Genomic DNA, 23,829 nt, shown 5'->3' on the forward strand with positions numbered 1-23,829 from the left:
CGCCCTCATCAAATAAAATAGCAATATAAAAAAGCGATTGCTCTTAACTGTAAATAGCAGTTTTTTAGCAGTAGTAACAAATTGAGTCTAGATCAATCAAACGACAGTCCAACCTCATCCCAAGCTTTTTTAACAGCTTTTTGTTCAAGGCTATTTTTACCGAATAGGCAACCTGCTTGTATGTAGGTTTGATTTGCTACATCCTTCATCGTGCTATTCGGGTTTAAAACAAGCAAAGTTTTGTACCAAATCTGACCAGGTTTCTCCCAAGCATTGCCTCCAATCTCCATAGCCACTTTATAGAAAGCGTGGTTGGGAATACCTGAGTTAATATGCACCTGTTTATTAAGGTCTGTACCATCAGTATACAAATCTTGGTAGTGTTTAGCCTGCTTATCTTCCTTGTGAACTTTTTCTTCTTTCAAGGTGCGGATAGCCTTTATTCCTGTTTCTGGAAAATATATCTCCTTACCTATTAGCCAATCAGCTTCCTTAGCAGTCTGCTTATTTTTCCATTGAGTAACTAAGCTACCCATGACATCACAAAAACTTTCATTAAGTGCGCCAGACTCAGACTGATATTTCAGCTTACTAGTGAATTCGATTAAGCCATGTGTCATTTCGTGACCCACAACATCAAGTGACTTTGTAAAACTAAAATATTTACTTCCATCACCTTTAGCATAACCCATAGCTGCATAATCTTTACCAGTACGTAGTAATCCAGCAGTGTCAAACAACTCTGGTAGAATATTAACAACAGAAATCAAGCGTGATCCTTCACCATTTAGCGAGTTTCTATTGAAGACTTGTTCGTAGAAATCATAAACATCACCAGAGTGATTATAGGCTTCATTCACAGTTTCATCTTCAGTCGGTGGTTCGCTTTCTTTACGAACTAATTTCATGGGATAACCAGGACTATTCTTTTGATCATAAGTGTATATCTCCCGATATTTTCGCCGTTTTTCTGAATCTCCTGCGCTGATAAATCTTAAGGAGTTAGTGTCTGGAGTTGCATCAGACGTAGGAGTTGCATCATAATAAAAAGATTCTGATAATCCTAGTTGTTCAGCAATATAAGGCGGGATGCAACAGCATAGGGGATTGCGGCACAAATGCATAATTATTACCTTCCTTAATTAATCCTAGTAGTCTGGACAGTTTTTGAGATAAGAGACTTAAAACTATGATTTTTTTACTTCCTATTTTGATTTTTAATTAATCAATTCTGAAGCGAAGTTTGCTGTTATACCAATTCTCTAAAATTCGGCAACAGATACAAACCTGGAAACCCAGATAGCGTCTGAATTTCCTAATTGCGAATTGCGAATTGGTATTACTTGTATTTACTCATGCATAATCAATGATTTATCCCCCAATTTGTTTAATTTTAGAAGGTTAGAAGGAGTGAAATTCCAATCCCAACTATTCATGAATTAAATTTAGAATGGGGGATAACTTTTTCAAAAACTCAAGAAATTTGTGACTTTCAAGTAATTTCAATGATTATTAAGGCACAATTTTCCAAATAAATTTTGCCGGAATATTTGTACTTATTTCTCCTTTTATATTTTCTCCTGCAAGAGCTATAAAATGAGTTGAATTTTTCGGACTTACAGTGAACTCCTGAGAAGAAATACCAAAAGAAAATTTACCTTTTACATCATCTTTTGATGATAAATTTTGTACGGCCACAATATATTTAGTTGTTGGGATGGTATCAAAAGAGTCGTTATTGTTGTTTCCTGAAGTTGTCAGGCTGAAGGCCCCTTCTGTTAAACTTCTTGGCACCAATCTGAATTTTGCATCACTTGTTGTTGTTACATAACCTTTTGGTCTACCTGAGATCGCTGAATCTTTTAAACATTTGGGTTTTGTCTTGTCAAGACACTGTTTTTCCGGTGGTACTGAATCTTTTAGTAAAAATACAAACTGGGGACTGCTTAAATCAACAGAGCCTATTAAGGGTTCAGATATCTGTGTTGTCTTTTCTAATTCCCATAAGTAAACTTCTTGTGGGATGAGATCAAATTCAGCTCGTGTCAAGGGTTGCACATCTTTTTCACTCCAAGGGAACACATCTGGTTCAGGAGGTTTAGGAGGTTCAGGAGGTTCAGGAGGTTCAGTAGACCAAGTAAATGTGGCGTTATCACTAAGGTATAAGTAACCTATTGGACCAACTGCTAAATTTTCTCCAGAAATTGAACTATTACCATATACTGTTACAGATTTAGGTGTTAAAAAACTAATATAGCCATATACGATTTTAGTGCTATTGTTTTTTAATTCCCAATTGTAAACAGTTTTGGGATTAACTTCAAATGGAGTCCATGTAAAAGGTTGTACTGTGATTTCGGCTGCCAATGCGGTTAAATTTTGTGTCACACTGCCTATTAGCATAATTAAGGTCAGCATGATTAACGCAATACTTTTTTTGACTTTTACAAACATCATTTTCATTTTCCAGTCGAGTCAAGTAGTTAGTCACATTTTCCCTTAGGGAATATATTACATAACAACGGCGAAATACTCTCGCCATTGAATGTTATTTTGATGATGCTGGTGCAAATAAAGTGAATTCTGCGTTATCGCTGACGTATACATAGCCTGTTGAACTTATTGCCAAATTTGTTCTAGAAATTGAACTATTACCACCTAAAGTTACAGGTTCAGGGTTTAAAAAACTAACATAAGCATATAGTTTTTTCGTTGGATGATAGTTTTTCAATTTCCAACTGTAAACAGTGTTTTGCTTAATCTCAAATCGAGTCCATTTATAGGGCTGCACTTGGATTACTATCTCTGGTTTTTCATTAATGTTCCAGTGGAATATTGCCTGAATGTTTGTATCTATCCTTCCCCGGTCATGGTCTCCTGACCTATTTTCAAAACTCCCGGAACCATTAGGACCTACAGTAAAGGGTATATCATCAATCCCAAAATTAACACTGCCTTCAAGATTCTTGTCTGGTGAGGGATTATCTATTCTCCAGGCGTAATCAATATTTGGGATGATATTAAAAGTATCGTATTGGTTTCCTCCTTTTGTGACTAATGTTTCCGCTGATGCAGTTAAACCCTGTGTTACGCTGCCTAATAACATGACTAGGGTCAGCATGATTAAGACAATGCCTTTTTTTACAGCTGTTATTTTCATAATACTCCAGTAGTGATTTCTAGTTTTCAAGAAAATAGACACATAGGTAAAAGAACCTAAAATCCAGATGCTATCTAGGTTAAAGTCTAAATTTTTGGAGATGTTTGATGTGTGTTTGAAAATTTTGTAGAGACTTTCCTCTGATAAGTAAGTCTCTACAATCTTTAACACTGGAGTTTAGACTAAATTTGATTTTTCAGGCTACAACCCTTATGCGACAAGGGTTCTCGACCTCGGTTTTAAATCAATCCTAAAAATCATCAAAGCCTTTCTAGATAAAGCTTTGGCGGTTTAATGGATAGAATTAGTCTAAACTCCAATTAACAGAGATGTCTATTTACGTCCAGGGAGAAGGTCCCACCGGAATATTCCTTGCTGGGTTGCTGTGAAATATGGTTGCTGAACAGTAGTTGCGGTAAATATACCACCTGTTGTACCAGCAGGACTTGCTGTGCCTGTTGTAGGATTAGGCACAACGTTAGCAATAGAGATCCTATTAGACTGGGTTGGTGATGCGTTTCTTAGATACCAGGAATATCTTTGGAATGGTATGACATTGAAGTAGACGCATCTATTTACTTCGTTTGCTCCTATGACGATTTCATCTGCTGATGCAGTTAAACCCTGTGCTACACTGCCTAATAACATGACTAGGGTCAGCATGATTAAGGCGATGCCTTTTTTTACAGCTGTCATTTTGATTCTCCTTGTTGGAAATTGGAGTGGTTTTTTCTTCCCACATTTATTAGACGTTTTTGCACCCCCATTTGTGAATTTTTCGAGTTACGAGGCAATTTTTTCCCAAAAATCTCAACTCAACCCCCAGAAACCTTACACATCTTACCTTTCAGCCGCTGGATAATTTTCTCCACTTCCCCACGCGCCGGATATATAACAGGGGACTGGGTTATAAGTCTGATTGTGTCTAGGTTTTATCGGCTCTTCCGTACTTAGCGTGCTAAATTTATTAAATAATCAGCTTGAAACCCTTACTGAGATACGGTAATAGCCATTATTTCCTGTATTTTTGGTCATATTGCTGAAAATTAAATTATGAACGCCTGTAAGTCTTACTTTTAAAGCAAATTTATAGACTTTAACTAATAATTAAGCACGCTAAGTACGCAAGAACCATCATTGACGATGAATGACAAATAACAGTATACAAAGACAACAGACAAATACAAATTGCCTAAAATCTCCCCGACTTATAGACGAAACATTGGGCGATTTTCCTGAAAGCTTACCCCTCAGTGAGGAATACCTGCTTTTGGGATTTTCACCTAGCTTGTGTCCCTTGAAAAAACAGTGGCGCAATAACGGCTTGTCAGCAGATTTCTTCGCAGACTACTTGACGGGGTTCTTTGTGGGAGATAAAGCTGATTTGCAGGGGGCTAAACACTCAGAAATAAAAAGTGCCATTAGCTACATCGCCAATGAGTTGCTAGAGAATGCCATAAAATTTAACGATAGCAGCTGCTCACACCCTATTAGTATCCAACTGCGAATGTATGCAGATAAATTAACATTTCTCGTCACTAACAGCATCAAACTAGATGCCGCAGAAAAATACAAGGCCTTTATTCAGCAAGTCCTCACCCGTGATCCCGGTGAAATGCTGCTGCGTCGGTTAGTCAAAAATGCCGAAGAGGATCACCTCGAAAGTCCTGGAATCGGTATCCTCTGTATGATGAATGATTATCTTGTCACAATCGGTTGGAAGTTCACAAAAATCCACGGAAATTCAGAAATCGTCGTCACTGTAACTACAATGGTGCAGCTGATCATTTAAACTACCACTATAAGAGGCACCGAAAAAGTAGTAATTTCACTGATGAGGCTTTGAGAGAATGGACTTAAAGAGCGATGACTACAGTATATGGTATAATCCAGCGACTCAAACTGTAACCTGTCGGGGAACTTTAAGGTTGAGCGAACTGGAGGAATATACCCTCTTAGTGGAGTTGCTTAATGATGTTATTGCTCAAAAGCCTTGCCGATTAACGCTAGATCTGCGAGATTTGAGATTTCTTAATAGTTCTGGATTTAATGTGCTGTCAAAATTTGTTCTCCAGGTGCGCCAAGTAGAAACTATTGAGTTTGTCATCCAATCCGCCCAGAATATTCCCTGGCACCAAAGATCCTTAAAAAATTTACAACGTTTGATGCCCAGTTTGCAGCTACTATGTGACTGAGTAAAAATATGTATATTGAGCAACAATTATTACAAAAACTAGATTTAGAACTGGAAGCACTGAGGTTACAGATAGAACAAAGTAACCAGGTCATAGCAGCTTTAAAGCAGGAAAAAGTAGACTTAGAAATCTTGCTCGAAGCTACAACCGAACACGCTACAGCGATAGAATCCGATCTGCAAAAAGCAGAGCAGGAACTTCGCCGTGCTTTGGAACAAGAACGGGAACTAAGCCGACGCATTGAAAAATTAGCCACTTTAGAGGAACGCCATCGCATTGCTCGTGATATTCATGATTCCCTAGGTCATCTTCTTGTGGGACTGAATGTGCAAACAGAGACAGCTTTGGCACTGTGGAAAGACAATCCAGAAAGAGCCTATAAATGTTTGACTAAAGCCAAACAACTGGGTTCCCAAGCTCTAGAAGCAACGCGCCAATCAGTCTATGATATGCGAGATGATCAGATGCAGGGTCAATTGTTAGAAGATGCGATCGCTACCCTGGCTCAAGATTTTTATCGCACAACTGGCATCAAACCCACCTGCGAGATTTGTTCCTCCAGTGGTCTGTCCCAGCGAGTCAGCATTAGACATCTCCGAAAAAGAATATAAAAGCCTTGTGTCGTCACGGTCGATACTTCATTTCTGGAGATGTCTATTGTGCTATATCGAATTGTACAAGAGGGATTGACAAATATTTGCAAACATGCAAATGCCACTGCTGTCACAATTCAAATCCAGCCCACAGACATGGGTTTATCCCTCATTATACAAGACAACGGTAGTGGCTTTCAAGTTAATGCTAATCGCTTTGGTTTTGGTATCCAGGGGATGCGAGAACGAATCACAAGTTTAGACGGGTATTTGGAAATCATCAGTGAACCAGGTGCTGGTTGCTGCATTAGAGCGTCTTTACCACTAGAAATTAAAAATTTAGCGTGATCGGCTCTTGCGTGTGTAGCGTGCTTAATTATTAATGAAAGTCGATTAAATTGCTTTAATAACAAGGCTTACAGGCGTTTATAATTTGATTTTTAGTAACAGTAGCTCAAATACAAAAAATAATGGCTTTTATCGGAGCCACGCAAGGGTTTCAAACTTATTTTTTAACAAATTCAGCACGCTAAGTACGGAAGAGCCGAAATTGCTCAGACACTGAGTATTTCTGATGGCACAGTGAGGAACCATATTTCTCATATTCTGACAAGGTTGAATTTGCGCGATCGCACCCAAGCCTCAATTGTTGCTAATTCTTTCCTGCGTTGGTTAGAAATAGAATCCTGGTAATCTGCTGCTACGCCTACGCACTCACGCTAAAATATCTAGAACGGTAGATAGCTAATTTTGGATCGGTTAGTAGTGAGTCATGATGAAGGCGCAGTCAACGCAGAACAGTTTCATCCCAGGGACTTTTCATGGTCATTCTGGTTCACTTTGCCACTTTACCCTTATGGCAAGCGACGAACAATCCGCAAAGAAGTATTTAAAGACACAATCTGGACTTTTGACCAGTTGCAGGGAGTTTTCTACGTTGTTGTGCCGATTCGGATGACAGTCGTTAAGCTAGAGGGCGGTGGACTATTCGTTTATGCGCCCGTTGCACCTACGCCAGAGTGTATCCGCCTTGTCAATGAATTGGTGGCAGAACATGGCGATGTTAAGTACATTATTTTACCAACTATCTCAGGACTCGAACACAAGGTGTTTGTCGGTCCATTTGCCAGATGTTTTCCTAATGCACAGGTGTTTGTTGCCCCGAATCAATGGAGTTTCCCACTTAATTTACCATTAAGTTGGCTGGGTTTACCTGCTAAACGCACTCAGATACTTCCAGAACAGAGTAGCAAAGCACCCTTTGCTGAGGAGTTTGATTACGCCATCTTAGATACCATTGACCTTGGCCCTGGTAAATTTGCGGAAGTGGCATTTTTGCACAAGCGATCGCACACTTTATTAGTAACAGACTCCGTGGTTTCTGTACCAGAAGATCCGCCGGCGATCATTCAATTAGATCCATATCCTTTACTATTCCACGCCAAAGACAAAGCCTCTGATATCATTGCAGACAATCAAGCAAACCGCCGTAAAGGATGGCAACGCATTTCCCTATTTGCCTTGTATTTCAGCCCCAGCCTGCTAGAAATCCCCGCCTGGAGTGATGTGTTTCGTAATGCCTTCAAAGCTCCAGAACGCTCAACTAAAGCCTATTTTGGATTATATCCTTTCAAATGGCAAGACAATTGGCAATGGTCATTTGATGCAGTAAGAGGAAATGGGCGGTTGTTTGTCGCACCGATTTTACAGACTCTCATTCTCAATCGCGCACCCACCGAAACCATCAACTGGGCTGATAAAGTGGCTAGTTGGGACTTTCAATGGATCATTCCCTGTCATTTTGACGCACCAATTAAAGCCGAACCCCATCAATTTCGCCAAGGATTTTCTTTTTTAGAAAAGCGGCCTGCTGTCAGTGCGGGTTTGTTCGAGAGTACTAGCTATCCTTTACCAGAAGACGATTTTAAACTACTTAGGCAAATCGATCAAACGTTAAAAAACACTGGAATTGTCCCACCTGCGAAGGAAAAGGTGTAAATAGACCACGCTTTTGGGGCGCAAAGCCTTGGGAGCGCAAAGCCTTGCGCCCCTACGAAGATATGTCGATTTTCCAAAACCTAAGCAGGTCTTAATACAACCCCTTGACCCAGTCCCATTCCTGGGTTAACCCCTCTCTCAAAGACACTTGCGGCTGATAACCCAAAATTTTCCGCGCCTTAGATACATCAGCAGCGGTGTGACGCGCATCTCCCATCGCTTTTTCAATATGATTTCTTTTAATGGGTTGACCCACAATTTCTTCCATTATGTCCAAAATATCTTTTAAAACCACTCTACTACCACCGCCAATGTTGAAGATTTCACCAACAACTGCGGGTACATTAGCAGCGGCTAAATTCGCTGCTACCACATCACTTACAAAGGTAAAGTCCCGTGTTTGCTGACCGTCGCCATAAACGGGAATCGCTTCATCCTGCAAAATAGCTTTGAAAAACTTATGAAACGCCATATCTGGCCGCTGTCTAGGTCCATAAACTGTGAAATAGCGCAAGGAAACAAAAGGTACGCCAAAGTTTTTGTGATATATAGCACATAATCTTTCAGCCGCTAGCTTAGTGATACCGTAAGGGGAAACAGGTTGGGGACAAATGCCCTCCTGGGTTGGTAAAGTTTCGGCGTCACCATATATACTAGAGGATGAGGCAAATATTAACCTTTTCAAGCCTTGAGCATTCTTTGCTGCTTCCAATAAAATTTGAGTGGCATTAATGTTTCGTTCCGTGTACGTACGGAACCCTTGACCCCAACTAGTCCTTACCCCCGCTTGTGCTGCTTGATGGTAAACAACATCAACATCTTTGAGCAGTATTTGCCAATCTAAAACCTGAATATCTCCTTCAATTAAGGTAAATTTCGGCGACAACTGGAAGTTGGCAATATTTTTGCGCTTGCAAATAGGATCATAGTAATCATTGAATTCATCAATCCCGATTACTTCTTCTCCTGCTTGCAGCAAAGCCTCTGTAAGATGCGAACCAATAAATCCTGCGGCGCCAGTGACGATAATTTTAGCCATATTACCTATTGTTTTGATATCGTATTCACTCTAGCCTGCGAGAATGGATTATAATAAACCTTGCAAAGTGACGGAAATAGAAACGTGGTATGCGACCAGAGGGCGTAATGCGCGATCCGACGGCTGGAAAGTACGCTCAAAAATATCGGATACCTCTAATCTGGGTGCAAGTCCCACCTTTGCTCTTTACAAGGTAAATTATTTGCTGGATTTTACCAACTCCCGAAATAACAACCGCGCCGCGTGCGCCGCCACTTTCATCCTCACCAGTTTAACTGGATGCCCGGCTGCTTTTTCGCGATCTAAAATCTCCCCCAACTGCTTACCCATTGGGTAGTTGCTACTGTTTCCATATAATTACTGAAATTAAATATAGTACTGAAAAAATAAGCTTGAAACCCTTGATTTGCTCAGATCACAGCCATTACTTCCTGCTTTTTAGGTGAGATGATTAAATTTTTGGCTATAAGCGCCTGTAAGCCTTGATTTTAAAGTAAAGTTATCGACTGTAATTAAAAATTTAGCACGTTAAGTACCCAACAACCAAATAATTGTGATAAGGAACACTTGATTTTGGCATTTGTTTATGAGAAAGTCTGATTTAAACTAAACAACAGTAATTCGATAGATTTACAGTAGATTGACAATCTGACTGGTAAAAACGGTGGTTTTAGCCGTGCGATGCAATGCTAAAACCCCACAAACATGCTATCGAACTGATGAAAACTACAGAAGCGTAACCGCCATGTTATCAGGCTTTTAAATGCATCTCTTAAGCATTTGTCCCAGGAATGCAATACCAAATTATTGGTTTTCAGACAGAAGTCTTTTTGTCTTACCAAGATGTATAGCATTTAACGGAGACCATAAAAAGCTACATAACTGTTAAAAGTAGTCGCCTCTAGTACAACTTACCTTCCAGTAACACACCCTGGATTTCACAGCCAATCTGCCTAGATTACCCTGCTTTTGAACGTGAGTGTTTCTACTTTTTAATGCCTACAATTAGTGTTTTTTACTACTGGAGAATATTCAATGCCATCAGACCCCAATTCTCATGAGATCACACCAGAAAAGCAACCCCGTGAAGCTAATGGGGGTAGCAAACGCTTCTTTCTCGGTCGCGGTAGTAGACGCTCATTTCTGGGGAGCGCCGGTCTGTTTACAGCCGCTAGCGTTGTCACAGGAGTTTTCGGTTCAACTATCTCTTTCAAACAAGAAGGAGAATTTGTCCAAGCTCAGGATGTAGTTGGTAAGTTTAAGTTTGACTATGCTAAGTTCCGCGAAAAAGCCTATCAAGTGCGCGTAGCAGCAGCAAAGGCTAATCGCGATATTCCCATTCCACCCCATCCCACCAACGGTGATGAGGCGAAATACGCCAACAAAATTGCCACGGATACACGAGGATTACCCCATAACCAATTGGGCGAAGTCGATCTCAAGGCTTATCAATCTTTTATTAATGCGCTGAACTCCGGTGATCCCGACGAGTACGAAAAGATCATTTTGGGTGGCGGACGGAAGCTAGTACAACCACTGACTCCATTAGCGATTAGTTTGAATGGGGTGAATACAACCCAATTGGCGATTCCAGTACCGCCCACCCTCGACAGTGCGGAGCAAGCAGCTGAATTCATCGAAATTGCTTGGCAAGGGTTGTTACAGGACGTTCCATTTAGCGACTACCGTAACGACACCACCAACCCACTGGTTTTAGCAGCAGTTAAGGATCTCAATCGTTTATCGGGCTTTAAGGGTCCCAAACAAAACGGAAAGATTACTCCCGAACTGCTATTTCGCGGCACAGCGATTTATGTCGATGCTGCCGGTAGAACGGCTTACTACACACTACCAGGGGCAGATATAGGTCCTTACGTATCTCAGTTTTTACTGCGCCCAATACCCGCAGGAACACTGAGCTATCCTCAACTGCACCGCGTTCCTCTGGCTATACCAGAAAATGCTTTCCAAACCACCTATGATGAGTGGTTGTTAGTCCAAAATGGCGGCTCTTCTGGTCGGACGATTAAGTTTGACTCAACCCGGCGCTATTTTATCAACGGACGTGATCAGGGTGAGATTGCCCATACCCCACCACCAGTCTATACAAATGCTGCGGCGATTCTGTCGGCCAGTCCAGTACGTGACAACCCCCTAGCTGGTGGCGTTGGCGCACCTTTCAATCCCAGTAATCCCTACAACAAGTCGAAGACCCAATCGGGTGGTACTGGGACATTTGGATCTGGGTATGCGACTGCGCTGATTGGCTGGGTTACTCCCCATGCAATCAGAGCAGCTTATTGGCACAAGTATTATGTTCACCGCCGTCTGCGCTCAGAGGCTTTTGGTGGATTGGTTCACAACAACAAGGTGAATAAAACCAACTATCCAATTCACGCCGATCTCTTCAAGTCAGAAGCATTAGATCGCATCTACAGCAAATACCAATCCTATTTGCTACCGCAATTCTTCCCAGAAGGTTCGCCTACACACTCTTCTTATCCCGGTGGTGCTTCGGTAAGTGCAGGAGCCAGTGTGACGATTTTGAAGGCGTTATTTGACGGTAGTTATGTGATTCCCAATCCGGTGATCCCCGATCCCAACGATCCTACCAAGTTGATTCCTTACCAGGGGACACCCCTAACTGTAGAGGGTGAGTTGAACAAACTGGCTGCCAATATTGGTTTAGGTCGTAACAGTGCAGGGATTCACTGGCGCACAGATGCAGCAGCGTCCTTGGCTCTTGGTGAAGCGATCGCCATCAGCATTCTCAGAGATGAGAAGCTAACCTTCCGCGAAAAATTTGAGGGTTTCACATTCACCAAATTTAATGGCACAAAAGTCACAATTTAACTGCCATTAATTAGTGAATTGAAATTGTTTTTTGCAGCTAATAATATATAGCGGTTCTTAATTGCCTGCTATACCCTCTGCCTGGGAAAGTCAGAATTTAGATAAATTCTAAATTCTGACGACTAATTGCTTTATTTGGGGTGAATTTCACTCATCTTGGACTTGCCATAGCTCAAAGTTTTACTTACAGCAATTTTCAGTTCATTCAACCACATATATTGTAGGGGCACGGCAATGCCGTGCCCTTACCGCTGGTCTATTTACCTGAAAACTGCTGTAACTAGTCTATTAGGTCGAGGATTTTAATTATGTCTAAGCTGCGGAAATTTTACTCTAGATGGCGGTTTGTGTTTTTAGGCATAATGTTAGCGATCGCCCTGGTTATATATACACCACAAGCCCCCAATACAGAAAACACAGTATCAGCAAAAGAGGTTCTTGCGTACTTAACGTGCTAAATTTTTAATTACAGTCGATAACTTTGTTTTAAAATCAAGGCTTACAGGCGCTTATAGCCAAAATTTTAATCATCAGACCTAAAAGGCAGTAAATAATGGCTGTCATCTTATCCCAGCAAGGAGTTCAAGCTTATTTTTCAACATATTTAGCACGCTAAGTACGCAAGAACCCAATTTACCTGAATCTATATCTACTAGCACGACAATAAATTTTCCTTGTCCTTTGACCAAACTAATTTCATCTATTCCTAATCTTCTTAAATCTTTGACATCTATTGGCATCACATTTTTAGCTACATCTTCAAGCATTGATATGACTTATTCATTAGTTAGTCCATTATTTCTTGCCACATTACTTACATTACTATTAATCACTTGTTTGATAATATATTCCGCATATCGGTATGTATACCTCTTTCTTGCTCCTAGAAAATCTAGCTTTTCATTAAATGTTTTTCGGCATTTTTTACACTTGAATCTTCGTCTATTGACATTCAGTATTACTTCAAAATCCCCCATCGGTAAATCTTTCACTAAACATTTTTGATTTTGATGTAAATGTCTTGAGTTTTGACCACAGTGTGGGCACGATGCACTTTTCGCTTTTTTACCTACTGATAGAATTAGGACTTGACCCTCTTGTAGGCTTGATTCTACTAATACTTCAGGCAAATTTAGGAGTTGAGTCATTATTCGTTTCATAATTTATTTTATTAAACATTATTAAAAAATATCTTAACATTTTAGCACGCTAAGTACCCAAGAACCACTTTTTTTAGCCGTTGCTCAACCTCTAACAGTTGGCATTCCTTACGGTTTAGTCTTTTGGTGGATTGCTAAAAGGCACACTCCTTGGGGATGGTTGGGATTAGCGGTCGAAATGGGTTTGGCTGCAATCATCTACGTTGTCATAGTCTGGTTGTTAATATTGAATGAGTCTGAGCGTCAAAATTGGAGCGATCGCTTAAAAATACCATTCTTAAGACTGTAACAGAAGGCTTTTGAGATTTGAAAACACACCCTAGCCCCTAATAATGAAAATTGTATTTGTGAATCCTATCGGATCAATTGGCGGCGCTGAAAAAGTATTGCTGACTATCTTCGCTACACTCTTAACTACACAACCAAAAATTCAAATACACCTAATTGTAGGCACAGATGGTCTATTGATACAGCAGTCTCAAAAATTGGGAGTACAGGTAACATTATTAAAATTGCCAGAAAAATTTAACCAATTAGGTGATAGTTCCTTTAAAGGTAGCAGTAAACGCATAAGCGGATTAATATTACTATTACAATTAATACAAATATTGCCCAGTCTAAGTAAATATTTTTATGATTTTCACCAATTACTGCACAAAATTAACCCAGATTTAATTCACTCTAATGGCATTAAAACTCATTTAATAACTGCATTTGCAGGAGTCAAGGATAAACCTGTTATTTGGCACATCCATGATTTTTACGGCTCACGACCATTAATGGCTAAAATTTTAAAATTAATGAGCTTCCGCGCCACACAGGGAATTGCTATTTCTCAAGCTGTAGCGCAAGATGCTAAAGCCACTCTACCTGATTTACCAATAGAAGTAATTTACAATGCCGTAGACATAAATTACTTCTCCCCATCTGTTTCTACTTCCTCATCTTCTAGTCTTCCCCTGCGAATTGGACTAGTAGCTACATTTGCACGTTGGAAAGGACAGGACATTTTTCTGGAAGCAGCAAATCAAAGTATTTGCACGAATACGAGCTATTTACCCAGATTTACGACTCGTCAAAGTCAGTGGCGAATGGACACCAAGCCAGCAGCAACAAATTGCTCAGTTGAATATCGGTGAATCAATAATTTATTTACAAGGTTTACAACGTTCAACCATAGCAGCACTTTACCGACAAGCATCAGCAGTATTATTAACAAGTGAAGCTGAGGGATTTGGATTACCTGTGATTGAGGCTTTAGCCTGTGGAGCAATTCTAGTTGTCAGCGATATTCCTGTTCTGCATGAGGTGGGTGGACAAGGAGTATTGTATTGTCCGACTGAAGATGTATCAGCTTGGGTAAAGACACTAGAGCAAGTATTAGTAAATCCAAATATTGCTCCTGCTATCAATTTACGCCTAGCTGAAGCCGAGAAATATTCTTGGTCTCATCATACCCAGATTATTGCTCAATCTTATTTACAGCTATTTTAAAATAAATTAGGGAACAGTGCCGTGCCCCTAAACGCGACGATACAGCACTTTCCAGCAATGTGAAGTACAATATGTAAGATAGATAAATTATTATTATGAAACCATATTCCGTCGATCTGAGAGAAAAAATAGTCAATGCTTATCAGTTAGGAAATATTTCAGTTAGAAAGTTAGCTGTAAACTTTGGTGTTGGTAAAGCTTTTGTACAAAAAATGTTGAGACAGTATAAAGAGAAAGGACATGTTAATCCTGGTAAGCAAGGGACAAGAAAAAAAGCGGTATTAGCAGATTCTGCGGCTCAACTTGTTGCATTGGTAAAAAAGTATCCAGATGCAACTCTCTCTGAATATTGTGAATATTGGCTCTTAACTGAGGGGCAACTAGTGAGTTCCAGCATGATGTGTAGAGAATTGCAAAAATTAAATCTAACTCGTAAAAAAAAACGGTTCGCAGCAGTCAGGCAGCTACCGATAGAGTTCAATTGCTCAGGTGTGAATACAGAGAGAAAGTCAGAGATATAGAGCCGAAAAATCTGGTTTTTTTGGATGAAGCAGGCTTACTGCTTGGGTTAATGCGTCCAAAAGCTCGTAGTGAAAAAGGAAGTAGAGTATATGATGTAAAACCATTTTATCGAGGTAAAAAAGTCACTATTATCGGCGCAATCAGTATGGATAAAGTATTGGCTGTGATGACACTAGATGGTTCAATGGATAGTAATGCTTTTCGCGTGTTTATAGAAAAGTTGTTAGTGCCTCAATTATGGAAAGGTGCAGTTGTCATAATGGATAACCTATTTGCCCATAAGATCGATGAAATTACGCCCATAATTGAATCTGTTGGTGCCAGTGTCATCAATCTATCTTCTTATTCACCAGATTTTAATCCCATTGAACATTGGTGGTCACAGCTTAAAGCTTTTATCAAAACATTTTCTCCAAAAACTACTCAAATGGTAGATGTATTGATTGCAATTGCTTTAAATCTAATCAATCCTATGCATCTGCGAAATTGGTTTGCTAACTGCTGCTACTGTACTTCATGATTCAGGAAAGTGCTGTATAATTTTGTATTGCATCCAACTGATAACCGCTATAAGGAACGGCGAATTTCCAGATAGCGGTGAAGATATTCTGTGATAATGCCATGCAACATCAAATCGCGAGCAGCGTGAAAAGGGCTATTTGGGGCTAAAGGATGGCGATTTGTCACCACATGATTCCAGTTATAATCATTAATAATTGTACTGATATAGATGGCAAAATTTTCATCAAATTGTAAGGATAACACTGCTCGAAAAAATTCATCACTGGTCAAACATAGGGAATAAAATACTTTAAATAGCTCAATCGCTGATTCCAAATCGAGAATCTTCCAAGGTGGGCGTTTTTCAAAATCTATATCCACCTTTACAGGTACAATACTGTCATAATTTAGTCCCCTTTCTTTCACTTGTTCCACGTATTGGGGATTTGCTGCCAATGCCTGATGATAGTCTATGACAAAGTTATAAAGAATCAGGTCATGCTCTAAAAATGCATTTTTTTCACCTAAATCATCAATTGTTCGGGGATATAGTTGGGATTTTTCTATTGTTGTATCAGCACCATTATCAATCAAAAAATTGATAATATTAGAGCCAAGACATATATGACGCACAATCAAATAACAAGCTTCGGGCGAGACAAAATGCTTGAGAAAAAATGCTGCTGATTTGTGCATTAAAGTGTAAGCATGAAACTGAAATGGTAGCAGCCGTTTGGCAGTCATAATCAATGCCAACAATACATTTGCCAACAGCTTAATGGGAATTAACAAATAGTTGCGAGTCCAACTCTGTAAATCCCGAATCATGTATGCTTTTGCTATTGGATCAACAGGAATAGACCAATCCAAGTAAATGGCATCCCAAGCATTAGGATCGCGTCGATTGTGCGGTTGTGGTTTCCAAGGTTTTGTGGGTTGAGATTCCTGGGTTGTTGCTTCTTCACGTTGCATTACTGAATTTCCTCTAACTGTAATTGGTACAAACGAGCAGTTACTTTCGCTGTTTTCACAATTTTCTGGGCAATTTCCGCATTCATCCAGTCAGCGTTAATAATCGACTCTAGTTTGGCAATATGGGACTCATCATTAGCACCGTGATAAGCCAAAAAGGAAACTTGCTCCGGGAGCAAATGCAAAGTTTGTTTAATTAAGGACGCCCACTGTAAAGCCAGTTGATTTCCCAAACCTTCAATAATAAATATACTACCGATTAGGTCTATTGGGTTTTCCCGTGACGCCTGATGGAAAATAAATGCTGACAGCGCTTCCGAGCCAATATTCTTTTGCGCCTCAACAATTTCTGCTAACGCGCCCCCAACTGAGACATAGTTGCGTTCTAGCATCTGATAGTCGCGATGCTCATCCTGTGCATGACCAATGAAGGTGGAACGCAACCGAAAATCTATCATATTCGATGCAGCACGAGCAATCCAACGCGCTCCCTCCACAACTTGAGGCCGGAGATTTCTCAACAAAGCCTTGTAATCTTCAAGGGTAAATTCCCCCCGATGCAGTTTGCGGATAATCGGTACAGAACGCAGATGGCGCTCAAATTCCAGCCAGACTAGCGCCAATTCTCGCAGTAAATCAGCTGCTACAGAGTTTGGTTGTTCGGCTTGGATGCTGTTAAGCGGAAAACCAATAGATGCTGTAGGAATATTTTCTGAGTTAGTTGCTTTGACAGTTGATGCTTCTACCACACTGAGCATGATGTAAGCTGTAGTGAACCGTCCACTTTCTGGTACAAAACAGAAAATTTTTTGACCTGCAATCAACTTACCAGAATGAAATAACTCTTCCAGCATCAAGTAAATTGAAGCACAGCCTGTATTGCCTCGGCTATAGAGATTAGTAAACCACTTTTCTTCCGGAATCATGCAATCAGCTTTTTCCAACAAATCAACGATTTTACCTCGGAAAAAGTGAGAGGAGTAGTGACACAAAAGCCAGTCAATTTCTTTTGGGTTAACTCTCCCCGCTGCAATCAACTTTAACCAACCTGATACTCCCAATTTAATTACATCATCTAGTCGCCGAATATTTTGCCGCAAATTGATGGCTCCAGCGGCACTTGCATCAGCATATGATGGATAATCCATCCAACTTTTTTGACCAGTTTCATCTGATGTGCCAGCATACATACACAGGGGATAGGCGTTAGCATGGGAAACCAATTCAATCCATTCAATTTTTAAGCTAATACCATCCGTTCTCGGTTGATTTTGAATTAATAACGAACCAGCACCATCCGAAAGCATCCAGCGCAAAAATTCTGTATCAAAAGGTATTTTTTCTCCATTTTTCCATCTCGATTCAGCTTCAAATTGAGTGTGTTTAAATAGACGAGATGCTAATTCGGAAGCAACCGCAACTGCAACCTGTTTCTTCCCTAGTTGTACTTGAGATGCTGCATAGTTTAACGCCGCCACGCCCGCACAACAGACACCCTGGGTAGAAATAATTTCTAGAGGGGGTAACTCTGGTAATTCGCCATGTACCATACTGGCAAATCCAGGTATCAATAAATCAGACCAACTGGTACTACAAGCTAGTAAATCAACAGCCGTGGATTCTAAATTCACCCGTGATAGGGTATCACGGACAGCTGCTGCTGCCATCTGGCTATTGAGATAGGTAGTGTTTTGCTGTTGATCTAGGGCATAGTAGCGTTGTTTAATGCCATTGCTTTGGAGGATACGATGTCTAACTTTGGAGGGGCGTCCACCAATTTTGCCTAGGTAATCTTCCATCTGCTCATTACTAATCGGTTCACCAGGCAAAAATTTACCAATGCTGTTGATATAAGCACTTTGCATAAAAAAATTACTTATTTAAGAATATAAAATGGTCATTTATATAACTAATAAATTATATCGCTCATTATTGGTAAGGTAAAGGTTTGGAGTATACCTTTCTTAATATAATATAGTTCGGTTTATGTATACAGAATTACTTAGAACTGGTATTGGATTTAACAAATTTAACATTTACAACCTACATTCCGCAAGTAAACTGCAATTCAATCTATCCTAAATATTGTCTGCAATATCACATTTGAGAGGATGCGGTTGAGTTTTGCGATCGCTACTTTACTTCAATGAAATAATGGTTCTTCAGTACTTGTTATGCTAAAATAACAATTTACAATTAGGGAACAGGGAACTCTTAACAGAAAAAAGAATTAGCCGTGGAATGAAACCTACTTTAAACGTGAACCGTCGAAAAAGCGCGGTCTTGTTGCGTAGGCGTTGCCTAAGAAGAGAAGATTTTCAATAATGTTGCGTAGCCTTCAGCGCTCGTAGAGAATCCAACGCTGGCAATGACAAGTATTTATCCGAACATGATATCAATCAGCGCTGCGACTAAGGCTTGATTTTGCTCATCTGTACCAACAGTGATACGTAGTTTATTATACAATCCGGGCTGCTGGAAATAGCGGATTAAAATTTTCTGTTCTTTGAGTTTTTGATAGAGATATTCGGCGTTTTCTTGTGGAGGCTGTACTAACAAAAAGTTGGTTTGGGAATCCCAAATCCTAAAACCTAATTGCTTCAAGTCTTTTGCTAGCTGAGTCCGCGATGCTTTAATTTTTGCAGCAGTGGCATTTTTATAAGCTTGGTCTGTAATAGCAGCTGTTGCCACAGCAGAGGCGATCGCATCTATATTATAGCTATCTTTGACTTTAAACAATCCTTGCAGTAATTTGGGATTTGCTACCCCAAACCCCAAGCGCAATCCTGCTAAGGAGTAACCCTTAGAAAGCGTCCGAATTATAATTATATTCTCAAATTCGGTGACTAAAGCCAATGCATTTTCTTCAGCAAAGTCTGTGTAGGCTTCATCAATCACTAAAACCCCAGACAACTGTCCCGCTAATTTCCGCAGGTCATCAATTGGTACGATATGCCCTGATGGACTATTGGGCGATGCAATAAATGTGACATAACCATTAGTTGCAACCAGTTCTTTAATGGGTAATCTGTAATCTTCTCCGTAGGGAATCTCCGTGAATTCCGCAGCTTGCGCATCACATAACGTGCGATACAAAACATATGTTGGCATGGGATAAACCACCTGTCGTCCCGGTTCTGCACAAGCTCGAATTACCAAATTTAACACTTCATCGCTACCATTACCAACAATAATCCAATCACTAGGAACTCCTAAGACTTTGCTAGCAGCTTGTCGGAACTCCCCCCCGAAGGGTTCTGGATATCGGCGCAACCATTCGCCATCAATATTGTGTAGCACAGCCAACGCTGAGGGGGACGGGGGATAAGGGTTTTCGTTGCTGTTAAGTTTGATGATTTGTGTACCACGTTGAGGCTGTTCACCGGGGACATAGCTAGCCATTGCATCAACGTTAGCGCGGAAATAGTTAGTCATTGCGTAGTTTTGTTTTGTATCAGACTTGGACTTTGTTGGGTTAAGAAGTTGCACATATTTTTCTTTAGACAGAAGTATAAAACAGCATTTAATTACAGAGATAGATTGTTATACTGTGATTCTATTGGTTTATAAGTACTTCAACCTTAATAAAACTTAAAGTGTTTGCACTAGTAGTAAAACGCTTAAGCCGTAGTATAACCATGAAACCATGTTCTGTTAATTCATCTTAACTTACTGAGTTGTCAGGTGGCTGTTACGAACAACGAGCTTTTTGGCTTGGCGATTAGCTTATTACCTGTGGATAAGTGAAAGCCCAGCCACAAGTAACGGCGGGGTGCAAACAAGTCAAATAAATAATATCAATTTAGATCAATTTTCACTCTAGCGCATTATGGTTTTAAACTCAGAGCAGGCAATTAAACTTGCTAATCAAGCAGTTTTTAGAAGGTTCCATAGAGGCTTAACTAATGTTGAAATTATTATAATACAAGGAGCATGGGAACGAGAAGAATATGACGAAATTGCTGTAAAATACAAGTATACAACCAATTATATCAGTAAAGATGTTGCGCCCAAGCTTTGGAAAATGCTGACAGATGCTTTAGGAGAAAAAGTAAAAAAAAATAATTTCAAGCAAGCCTTGCAACGATATGGGGAAAAGCAAAATTTAGAAAAGCAATTTACAAATGAATATTACTTACCAAGCCTAGAATTAATAACTGTTAACAGCCTACAGCATAACAGTAACCTGAGAAAGGCTACACCTTTTCCGTATTTAGTTCTATCTCCACAAAATTTTGCGGCTCCAGAATTTTATGTGGATCGCTATGGTCTAGAATTGCTTTGCTATGAAACCCTATTGCAACCTGGTTCCCTGATGCGGATTAAAGCACCGCAATTAATGGGTAAAACCTCTCTGATGGAGCGAGTATTGGTTAAAATGGCAAACCACGGCTATCGTATAGTTAATTTAAGTTTGGAGATGGCAGATCGTAAAACTCATCTCAGCAATCCAAATAAATTGTTGCGTTGGTTCTGCTTTAATCTTAGCCGAGAACTTGGCTTACCTAATCTGTTAGATGACTATTGGGATGAAGAAGGTATGGGTGCTAAAGTAAGTTGCACAACTTACTTAGAAGAATATCTATTGACGCAAGCTGATAGCCCCCTAATTATATACATAGATGATATAGAGGCGCTTTTTCCTTATCCTGAAGTTTGCGAAGACTTTTTTGGATTATTGCGCTCTTGGTATGAAAAAGCTAGAAGCCTGCAAAACTGGAAAAAGCTGCGATTAGCTATCGCCCACACCACGGACGTTTATATTCGCCTGAATATTAATTACTCGCCTTTTAATATGGGATTAGCCATAGATTTGCCAGAATTAACTAGATATGAAGTTCAGCTACTTGCAGAACAATATGGATTAACTGGAGATGCATGTTTGGTAGACCCATTAATGCAATTGGTCGGTGGTCATCCTTATCTATTGCAGCAGGCATTTTTTTATCTGAAAAATTATCCCGATGTTAGCCTTAACCAATTTTTAGCAGAAGCTCAAACAGATGCGGGAATTTATCGCCATCATTTAAGAAGATACTGGTTGAGTTTGCAACAACAACCAGAACTAATAGCAGCATTTCAAACAGTTATTACTTCTATTAAACCAGTGCGATTGGAAATAATATCAGCTTATAAGTTGCAGAGTATGGGGTTGGTGAAGCTTACGCTTAATGAAGTTGAGCCGCATTGTCAATTGTATCGTAGTTATTTTAGCGAGCTGATTAGAGGATGTTTGAAAAATACTTAATGATGTATCAAATACTTTTAGCTCCCCCTAAATCCACGCCAGTCGCTCCACTTGGGGAGACCCCAAGATCGCGCTGGCTCCCCTTAAAAAGGGGGACTTTGATTCCCGTTCGCCCCTTTTTAACAGTTATCAGTAAGACCTACTCCCCGGGCACATTAATAATCGTAGGGTGCGTGACGCAGTGATAAATATTGTACGCAGTCACAAGACTTGTGGCGTCACGCACCATTCTTTAAATGTGACACGTAAGTAAGTGCTGATCAGTTAAAAGTTTTGATAACTGATAACTATTGACTGTTCACTGATTGAACGGGGGTTAGGGGGGATCAATGAGTGCGAAGATACCGCCAATAACTTTTAAAACAACCTCTTAAGACTCAAATAAAAAACTCCACCCACAACTAGATTCGCGCTGCTGTAAAAGCGCTCGCCGGAGCCGATATGACTCAGGCTGGCGAGCGCACTTATTTGGTGAATATTAGCGATTTTTACCTATTTACCCAATGAGTAAAACACTAGTTCGCTAATTAGTTGGTTTACGGTCTGCGGAAGCTTATCTGCGGAAGCTTAAAGGACTATTCGGCGTTCTATTGAATATCGATAATGAAACACCACTTACCTCATAGAATTGTGCTGTTTGTAGTGCATCAAAATACTGGGATTCACTGACATCGCAAGGCAATTTGGTAGAACTGAAGTTTACAATCCTGATCTTATTGGGGACAAATGTTTTGTAGCTAGCGGAGTACTGATTGCAGTATCCACGACCGAAAAGTTTACCGTTGTCAAATATAGCTACAACCTGTAGACTTACTGGTGTTGGACGTCCATTAAGAACCCATGAACCATCAATATCTGATGCGGCAAAAGCGTTACCACTAAAGCCAAGCAGACAACCAAACGCTAACAATAAACAGAAAGCGGACTTAACAAAAGAATGAGTAATTCTTGCGAAACCTTGAGTCATAAATTTCACCGAACATTTACGTTGGTACATTTAGAATATATTTCATTTTTTCAATTAAAAGTTCAGGTAAGTTCAGGACTTTTCAAATTCAGGTAAATTCAGGTATTTAGTAACATGGATATCAATAATTAGGTAGGCGCAAATCATAATTCAGGTATTTAGTAATATGGATATCAATAATTAGCTAGATGCAAATCATAATTCAGGTATTTAGTAACATGGATATCAATAATTAGCTAGGCGCAAACAAATGTTAAGTATTGCCTATCTACGCAAATATGTTCAAAAATCAAATATGATTCCTATAGATTTAAAGACCCTCCAGTAAGCTTTGTAGGGGCGCAAGGCCTTGCGCCCCGAAAGATTATCTTGCGCCCCAAAAGATAATCTTGCGCTCCAAAAGATTATCTTGCGCCCCAAAAGATTATCTTGCGCCCCAAAAGATAATTTTGCGCCTCAAAAGATAATCTTGCACCCCAAAAGATAATCTTGCGCCCCAAAAGATAATCATTCGACGCCAAAAACCCTGATTTTTCCAGGCGATGAGGGGTTAAACCTTCTAGGGGAGAGGAATGGAAACGAGGTTTTCCAGATAAGAGTAAAAAGTCAGGTTTCCTTCTATAGTAGAGTTATTCAAATACGGGGGATATAAAAATGAGGGTCTGGCTGGCTTGTATTGTGGTATTATTCGCCTTAGCAGAATTTTTTGAGTGGTTGCAAAAGTTTACTTTTCCATTACCCATTTATATTTTGGCTGGAGCATTTTTAGCGATTGCTTCCAATTACGATAAAATTATTGGTTCTTACTTTACTAATGCAACTCTGGAAGGGTCAACTACACAAACTCAGTTGGAGTTACCCACCCAATCTACTGAGGCTGTTGCTTTCACAATTCCCAATTCTGGAGAAAATCCTCTACCTTCAGAAATAGAGTTTAAGTAGACCAGTGTGAATAAACCGTACTGGCTTTGGTCGTCATTGGTCATTTAGCTTGTAGTTGCGCTTTTGCAAGAAGAATGCGACAGATAGATTGTGTAGGGGCGCAAGGCGTTGCGCTCCCACAGATTATCGATGTGTTGCAAAGATTTTTGGAATTGGTATCAGAGGACAACTTTCGTAATTTGTGT

24 protein-coding genes and 1 pseudogene are annotated in these 23,829 nt (G+C 40.0%); 14 read left to right on the forward strand and 11 right to left on the reverse strand.

Annotated features, from left to right (window positions below):
• Nucleotides 1-92: 92 nt before the first annotated feature.
• From HEQ19_12740 to HEQ19_12755, 4 genes are all read right to left on the reverse strand, one after another.
• Complete coding sequence (locus HEQ19_12740) at nt 93-1,124, reverse strand: M4 family metallopeptidase (GenBank protein ID WYM00260.1); 1,032 nt, start codon at nt 1,122-1,124, stop codon at nt 93-95.
• A 388-nt stretch (nt 1,125-1,512) separates the two neighbouring features.
• Nucleotides 1,513-2,457 carry a hypothetical protein gene (locus HEQ19_12745; GenBank protein ID WYM00261.1) on the reverse strand — a complete coding sequence of 315 codons (945 nt, stop codon included), beginning with the start codon at nt 2,455-2,457 and terminating at the stop codon, nt 1,513-1,515.
• 91 nt (nt 2,458-2,548) lie between these two features.
• Complete coding sequence (locus HEQ19_12750; protein ID WYM00262.1) at nt 2,549-3,160, reverse strand: hypothetical protein; 612 nt, start codon at nt 3,158-3,160, stop codon at nt 2,549-2,551.
• 333 nt (nt 3,161-3,493) lie between these two features.
• A complete protein-coding gene (locus HEQ19_12755; protein WYM00263.1) occupies nt 3,494-3,856 on the reverse strand; it encodes a hypothetical protein in 363 nt (120 codons plus the stop codon).
• A gap of 451 nt (nt 3,857-4,307) precedes the next feature.
• On the opposite strand from HEQ19_12755, the gene HEQ19_12760 reads away from it, so the two are divergent.
• From HEQ19_12760 to HEQ19_12780, 6 genes and pseudogenes are all read left to right on the forward strand, one after another.
• Nucleotides 4,308-4,952, forward strand: a complete 645-nt coding sequence (locus HEQ19_12760; GenBank protein ID WYM03381.2) for an ATP-binding protein — start codon at nt 4,308-4,310, stop codon at nt 4,950-4,952.
• Between the two features lie 58 nt (nt 4,953-5,010).
• Nucleotides 5,011-5,355, forward strand: coding sequence for a hypothetical protein (locus HEQ19_12765; protein ID WYM00264.1), 345 nt, complete (start codon nt 5,011-5,013; stop codon nt 5,353-5,355).
• An 8-nt stretch (nt 5,356-5,363) separates the two neighbouring features.
• Entirely contained in the window at nt 5,364-5,966 is a 603-nt protein-coding gene (locus HEQ19_30950; GenBank protein WZI67198.1) for a histidine kinase, read from the forward strand.
• Nucleotides 5,967-6,014: 48 nt separating this feature from the next.
• Nucleotides 6,015-6,296 carry an ATP-binding protein gene (locus tag HEQ19_30955; GenBank protein WZI67199.1) on the forward strand — a complete coding sequence of 94 codons (282 nt, stop codon included), beginning with the start codon at nt 6,015-6,017 and terminating at the stop codon, nt 6,294-6,296.
• 198 nt (nt 6,297-6,494) lie between these two features.
• Nucleotides 6,495-6,641, forward strand: a pseudogene (locus HEQ19_12775) (LuxR C-terminal-related transcriptional regulator).
• A 72-nt stretch (nt 6,642-6,713) separates the two neighbouring features.
• Complete coding sequence (locus HEQ19_12780) at nt 6,714-7,946, forward strand: DUF4336 domain-containing protein (protein WYM03383.1); 1,233 nt, start codon at nt 6,714-6,716, stop codon at nt 7,944-7,946.
• Nucleotides 7,947-8,037: 91 nt separating this feature from the next.
• On the opposite strand, the gene HEQ19_12785 is transcribed toward HEQ19_12780, so the two are convergent.
• Nucleotides 8,038-8,985 carry an NAD-dependent epimerase/dehydratase family protein gene (locus tag HEQ19_12785; protein ID WYM00265.1) on the reverse strand — a complete coding sequence of 316 codons (948 nt, stop codon included), beginning with the start codon at nt 8,983-8,985 and terminating at the stop codon, nt 8,038-8,040.
• Between the two features lie 43 nt (nt 8,986-9,028).
• Here HEQ19_12785 and HEQ19_12790 point away from each other — a divergent pair, with 43 nt between their 5' ends.
• Both HEQ19_12790 and HEQ19_12795 read left to right on the forward strand, forming a co-directional pair.
• Entirely contained in the window at nt 9,029-9,322 is a 294-nt protein-coding gene (locus HEQ19_12790; GenBank protein ID WYM00266.1) for a hypothetical protein, read from the forward strand.
• Nucleotides 9,323-10,020: 698 nt separating this feature from the next.
• Complete coding sequence (locus HEQ19_12795; GenBank protein WYM00267.1) at nt 10,021-11,838, forward strand: vanadium-dependent haloperoxidase; 1,818 nt, start codon at nt 10,021-10,023, stop codon at nt 11,836-11,838.
• A gap of 560 nt (nt 11,839-12,398) precedes the next feature.
• Here HEQ19_12795 and HEQ19_30960 read toward each other — a convergent pair.
• Nucleotides 12,399-12,605, reverse strand: coding sequence for a hypothetical protein (locus HEQ19_30960; protein ID WZI67200.1), 207 nt, complete (start codon nt 12,603-12,605; stop codon nt 12,399-12,401).
• 9 nt (nt 12,606-12,614) lie between these two features.
• Nucleotides 12,615-12,986, reverse strand: a complete 372-nt coding sequence (locus tag HEQ19_12800) for a transposase family protein (GenBank protein ID WZI67201.1) — start codon at nt 12,984-12,986, stop codon at nt 12,615-12,617.
• A 359-nt stretch (nt 12,987-13,345) separates the two neighbouring features.
• On the opposite strand from HEQ19_12800, the gene HEQ19_12805 reads away from it, so the two are divergent.
• The 4 genes from HEQ19_12805 to HEQ19_12820 all read left to right on the forward strand — a co-directional run bounded on the left by HEQ19_12805 (nt 13,346) and on the right by HEQ19_12820 (nt 15,534).
• On the forward strand, nt 13,346-14,137 hold the full coding sequence (locus tag HEQ19_12805) for a glycosyltransferase (protein WZI67202.1): 792 nt from the start codon (nt 13,346-13,348) through the stop codon (nt 14,135-14,137).
• Nucleotides 14,052-14,492 (forward strand): glycosyltransferase, encoded by a 441-nt coding sequence (locus HEQ19_12810; GenBank protein ID WYM00268.2) that lies wholly within the window; start codon nt 14,052-14,054, stop codon nt 14,490-14,492. The genes HEQ19_12805 and HEQ19_12810 overlap by 86 nt, the downstream gene beginning before the upstream one ends.
• A gap of 95 nt (nt 14,493-14,587) precedes the next feature.
• The gene (locus tag HEQ19_12815; GenBank protein ID WYM00269.1) at nt 14,588-15,013 is read left to right on the forward strand and encodes a transposase; all 426 of its coding nucleotides are present in this window, start codon (nt 14,588-14,590) and stop codon (nt 15,011-15,013) included.
• Nucleotides 14,974-15,534 (forward strand): IS630 family transposase, encoded by a 561-nt coding sequence (locus HEQ19_12820; protein WYM00270.1) that lies wholly within the window; start codon nt 14,974-14,976, stop codon nt 15,532-15,534. The genes HEQ19_12815 and HEQ19_12820 overlap by 40 nt, the downstream gene beginning before the upstream one ends.
• 47 nt (nt 15,535-15,581) lie before the next feature.
• Here the strand turns inward: HEQ19_12820 and HEQ19_12825 are convergent, their stop codons facing one another.
• The 3 genes from HEQ19_12825 to hisC all read right to left on the reverse strand — a co-directional run bounded on the left by HEQ19_12825 (nt 15,582) and on the right by hisC (nt 19,922).
• Nucleotides 15,582-16,487: a hypothetical protein gene (locus tag HEQ19_12825; protein ID WYM00271.1), complete on the reverse strand. Its 906-nt coding sequence runs from the start codon at nt 16,485-16,487 to the stop codon at nt 15,582-15,584.
• Nucleotides 16,487-18,352 carry a beta-ketoacyl-ACP synthase III gene (locus tag HEQ19_12830; protein WYM00272.1) on the reverse strand — a complete coding sequence of 622 codons (1,866 nt, stop codon included), beginning with the start codon at nt 18,350-18,352 and terminating at the stop codon, nt 16,487-16,489. Before HEQ19_12830 ends, HEQ19_12825 begins: the two co-directional genes overlap by 1 nt.
• A 514-nt stretch (nt 18,353-18,866) precedes the next feature.
• The gene (gene hisC, locus HEQ19_12835) at nt 18,867-19,922 is read right to left on the reverse strand and encodes a histidinol-phosphate transaminase (protein WYM00273.1); all 1,056 of its coding nucleotides are present in this window, start codon (nt 19,920-19,922) and stop codon (nt 18,867-18,869) included.
• A 394-nt stretch (nt 19,923-20,316) separates the two neighbouring features.
• Here hisC and HEQ19_12840 point away from each other — a divergent pair, with 394 nt between their 5' ends.
• Complete coding sequence (locus tag HEQ19_12840) at nt 20,317-21,735, forward strand: AAA-like domain-containing protein (GenBank protein WYM00274.1); 1,419 nt, start codon at nt 20,317-20,319, stop codon at nt 21,733-21,735.
• Between the two features lie 553 nt (nt 21,736-22,288).
• Here the strand turns inward: HEQ19_12840 and HEQ19_12845 are convergent.
• The gene (locus HEQ19_12845) at nt 22,289-22,702 is read right to left on the reverse strand and encodes an META domain-containing protein (GenBank protein WYM00275.1); all 414 of its coding nucleotides are present in this window, start codon (nt 22,700-22,702) and stop codon (nt 22,289-22,291) included.
• A gap of 654 nt (nt 22,703-23,356) precedes the next feature.
• Between HEQ19_12845 and HEQ19_12850 the strand changes: the two genes are divergently transcribed.
• Entirely contained in the window at nt 23,357-23,644 is a 288-nt protein-coding gene (locus HEQ19_12850; GenBank protein WYM00276.1) for a hypothetical protein, read from the forward strand.
• Nucleotides 23,645-23,829 lie beyond the last annotated feature (185 nt).

The sequence above is a fragment of the Gloeotrichia echinulata CP02 genome (genome assembly GCA_038087035.1).
GTDB lineage: Bacteria > Cyanobacteriota > Cyanobacteriia > Cyanobacteriales > Nostocaceae > Gloeotrichia > Gloeotrichia echinulata.